Origin of the sequence: Streptomyces sp. (genome assembly GCF_050698815.1) — a bacterium.
In the GTDB taxonomy this organism is placed as follows: domain Bacteria; phylum Actinomycetota; class Actinomycetes; order Streptomycetales; family Streptomycetaceae; genus Streptomyces.
Genome location: NZ_JBOHCV010000183.1, coordinates 1 through 3683 on the forward strand (window position 1 = coordinate 1; position 3683 = coordinate 3683).

Below are 3683 nucleotides of genomic sequence, written 5' to 3' on the forward strand. Positions count from 1 at the left end.
CATCGGAGGGCCTCCTTCTGGGCGTTGGCGGCCTGGGCGTCGGCGGCCTGGGCGTTGGCGGCCTGGGCGGGGACGGTCTGCGCGGCGCCGCCGGTGTGGCCGGTGAGGGCGAAGAACACGTCGTCGAGGTCGGGGGTGTGCACGGTCAGCTCGTCCGCCTCGATGCCGGCGGAGTCGAGCCAGTCGAGGATGGCGCGCAGTTCGCGCTGGCTGCCGCCGCTGGGGATCTGCAGCGCGAGCGCCTCGTCGATGGGGGCACCTCCCATGCGCAAGGCGCCTTGGGGGAGGGTGACCTCGCGCAGAGCGGAGGCGGCGCTCTGGTACGCGGCCGGGTCGGTGAAGCGCAGCCGGACGTGTCCGCCGGGGATGCGCCGCTTCAGCTCGTCGGCGCTTCCCTCGGCGGCGATCTTGCCGTCGCTCAGCACCGCGATTCGGTCGGCGAGCTCGTCGGCCTCCTCCAGGTACTGGGTGGTGAGGAAGACGGTGACGCCGCCGGAGACCAACTCGCGGATGATCCGCCACGTGTTGTGGCGGCTCCGCGGGTCGAGGCCGGTGGTCGGCTCGTCGAGGAAGATGATCCGCGGGTCGCCGACCAGCGTCATGGCGAGGTCGAGGCGGCGCCTCATGCCGCCGGAGTAGGAGGAGGCGGGCTTCTTCGCGGCCTCCGCCAGGTCGAAGCGGTCGAGGAGTTCGGCGGCGGTACGGCGGCCCTCGCGGCGGGAGAGGTGGTGCAGGTCCGCCATGAGGAGCATGTTCTCCTCGCCGGTGATCAGGCCGTCGACGGCGGAGAACTGACCGGTGCCGCCGATCGCGGCCCGCACGGCCTGCGGGTCGGCGGCCAGGTCGTGGCCGCCCACGTGCAGGTCGCCGGCGTCGGCGGTGATGAGAGTCGAGAGGATCTTGACGGCGGTGGTCTTGCCGGCGCCGTTCGGGCCGAGCAGGGAGAAGATGGTGCCGGCCGGCACCGCCAGGTCGATGCCGTCGAGGACCGTCTTGTCCCCGTAGGCCTTGCGCAGCCCCTTGGCCGCGATGGCGAGTGAGTGTGATGTCGTTGTCGTCATGCCGCAGAGGTTGCGGCATGACGCATTCAGCGGGGTTTCACGAGGGTTTCAGCGCCCTGGAACCGGGATTGCCTCGGGGTAGCTGTGGTGCGCCGGCCCTCCGTAAGGAGTTCGCGGGACTCGTCATACCGCCTCCGAGAGCCTGGCCGCGAAGGCGCGCATGCCGTCTGCACGCGGGTCGGGCGGCGAGCGGTCGGCACACTCGCCGCCCGAGGCGACGTCCCCGTTCAGGGCTGGATGACGACGCGGCCCGTCGTGATGCCGTCGAAGACGCGCTGGACCGCGTCGGCCGCCTCATCGAGCGGCAGCCGTTCGCTGATCAGCGGCTTGATCGCGCCATCGGCGGCCAGCCCGCTGAGCTCCTCGTGGCAGGCCTGCACCGCTGCCGGGTCCTTGGCGTTGTAGAGGCCCCAGTGCAGCCCGAGGATGGCGTAGTTCTTGATGAGCGCGTGGTTGAGGCCCGGCGTCGGGATGGCCCCGCCGGCGAAGCCGACGATGATGATCCGCCCTTCGAAGGCGATACACTTGACGGACTTGGCGTACGCGTCGCCGCCGACCGGGTCGTAGACCACGTCGGCGCCGCGTCCGTCGGTGGCCTCCTTGACCGCTGCCACGATGTCGTCCTCACGGCGGTCAACGACCACGTCGCAGCCCATTTCGCGTGCCGTCTCGGCCTTCGCCTTGCCGCCGACCACGCCGATGACGCGGGCGCCGGCGGCCTTGCCGAGCTGTACCGCCGCACTGCCCACGCCGCCCGCCGCCGCGTGAACGAGCAGCGTCTCGCCGGGCTGCAGGCGTGCCCTGCGGTGCAGGCCGAACCAGCCGGTCTGGTAGCCGACGTGCAGGGCCGCGGCCTCGGCGTCGTCCAGCGCCTCGGGCGCGGTACGGGCGCTCGCGGCGCCGACCACGCTGCGTTCACCGAACGCCCCCGCGGGCTGGACCGGTTGGGCGATGACGCGGGCGCCGACCCGGGTGGCTTCACTCTCCGGCACCCCCTCCCCCGCCGCCAGCACCTCGCCGCACAGCTCCACACCCGGCGTGAACGGGAACGCCGGCCTGACCTGGTATTCGCCGCGGCACATCAGCGCGTCGGGGAAGTTGACGTTGGCGGCGCGCACCCGCACGAGCAGTTCGCCCGGGCCGGGTTCGGGGTCGGGAATGTCCTCCAGCCGCATCACGTCGCGCGGCTCGCCGTTCGTGTGGACGCGCCATGCCTTCACCGGTACTACCTCCGGAACGTAGGGGGTTGTGTTGCTCGCTCGTTCGTGTGTACCCAGTGTGTGAGTACGTAAGGACATCGAGGCTAAGGCCGCAGCGCCCGCAGCAGCAGGCCCGCGAGATGGTCCGCGACCTGTTGCGGCGTGAGCGGCCCGTCGGGGTGATACCAGCTGCTCAGGTGGTGGATCGAGCCGAAGTGGTAGTCCACGACCAGGTCCGGCGGGGTCGAGGCGTTGAACACCCCGCTGCGCTGGCCCTCCTCGACCAGTGCGCGGAACCGTTCGTGATAGCGGCGGCGCTCCGCACGTACCTGCTTCTGCTTGTCGGGGCTGAGCTGATGCATGGAACGGAAGAAGATCATCGCGTCGTCGAGGTTGTCGATGGTGGTGACCACGACGTCGGCGGCAGCCCGGCGCAGCCGCTCCTCCACCGGGCCCTGGGCCTCCGCGTAGGCGTCCAGCCGCTCCTGCTGGAGCCGCAGCAGCCGCCCGTAGATCTCGTGCAGCAGATCGTCCTTGGAGCCGAAGTAGTGGTACAGGGCTCCTTTGGTGACACCGGCGGCCTCGACGATCTCCTGCACGGAGGTACGGTCGTAGCCGCGGTCGGCGAAGAGGCGGGTGGCGGCGGCCATCAGCCGCTGCGGGACGGGAGCGTCGCCGTTCGCGCCGCTCTTCGCCTTGACGCCTGCCTGGGACGTCGCCTTGGGCGTGGCCATGAACCGTCACCTGCCTCTCGTTCGTGCGAGCGGTCGCCGCGTACTACGCGCTGACGCCGCCACCGTCGCTGTCACCGCTGCCGCCGCCGTCACCGTCACCGCGAGAACGCAGTTCCCGTCGGAGGATCTTCCCACTGGTCGTCTTGGGGAGCTCCGGCAGGATCTCGACCTCGCGCGGATACTTGTACGCCGCCAGCTGCTCCTTGCAGTAGCCGATCAGCTCCGCCGGCTCGATCACCGCGTCCGGGCGGAGGCTGACGTACGCCTTCACCGACTCGCCGCGGTAGCTGTCGGCCACGCCCACGACGGCCGCTTCCCGCACTGCCGGGTGGCTGTAGAGGACGTCCTCCACCTCGCGTGGCCAGACCTTGAAACCGGAGGCGTTGATCATGTCCTTCTTGCGGTCGACGACGTACAGCCAGCCCTCGGCGTCCATGAAGCCCACATCACCGGTGCGAAGCCTCCCGCGCGGCAGGCCGTCACGCGTCGCGGCGGGCTGGTTCCAGTACTCCGGGACCACCATCGGGCCCTCCACGACGATCTCACCGACCTCACGCGGCTGGAGGTCCGACCCGTCGTCGCCGACGATGCGCACCAGGGCGTCGGGAAATGGCAGGCCGACGGCCAGCGTCCCGGAGTCAGGGTCCACCGGCGCCTCGACCCCGGCGGGCACCGAGGCGCAGGGGGCG

Annotated in this window: 4 protein-coding genes; all 4 read right to left on the bottom strand. The window is 71.0% G+C overall.

The window, feature by feature from the left end; translation table 11 throughout:
• A partial coding sequence (locus tag ACRDP3_RS06790; protein ID WP_431515918.1) for an ATP-binding cassette domain-containing protein occupies positions 1–1061 on the bottom strand: 1061 nt, incomplete at its 3' end.
• Positions 1062–1288: 227 nt separating this feature from the next.
• Complete coding sequence (locus ACRDP3_RS06795; RefSeq protein WP_431515919.1) at positions 1289–2281, bottom strand: NADPH:quinone oxidoreductase family protein; 993 nt, start codon at positions 2279–2281, stop codon at positions 1289–1291.
• 83 nt (positions 2282–2364) lie between these two features.
• Positions 2365–2994 (bottom strand): TetR/AcrR family transcriptional regulator, encoded by a 630-nt coding sequence (locus ACRDP3_RS06800; RefSeq protein WP_431515920.1) that lies wholly within the window; start codon positions 2992–2994, stop codon positions 2365–2367.
• Positions 2995–3037: 43 nt separating this feature from the next.
• On the bottom strand, positions 3038–3683 hold a 646-nt coding region (locus tag ACRDP3_RS06805; RefSeq protein ID WP_431515921.1), incomplete at its 5' end, for an AMP-binding enzyme.

Excerpts from the sequence above, each read along its gene's own strand:
- ACRDP3_RS06800 (WP_431515920.1), bottom strand. The coding sequence starts at position 2,994 with ATGGCCACGCCCAAGGCGACGTCCCAGGCAGGCGTCAAGGCGAAGAGC.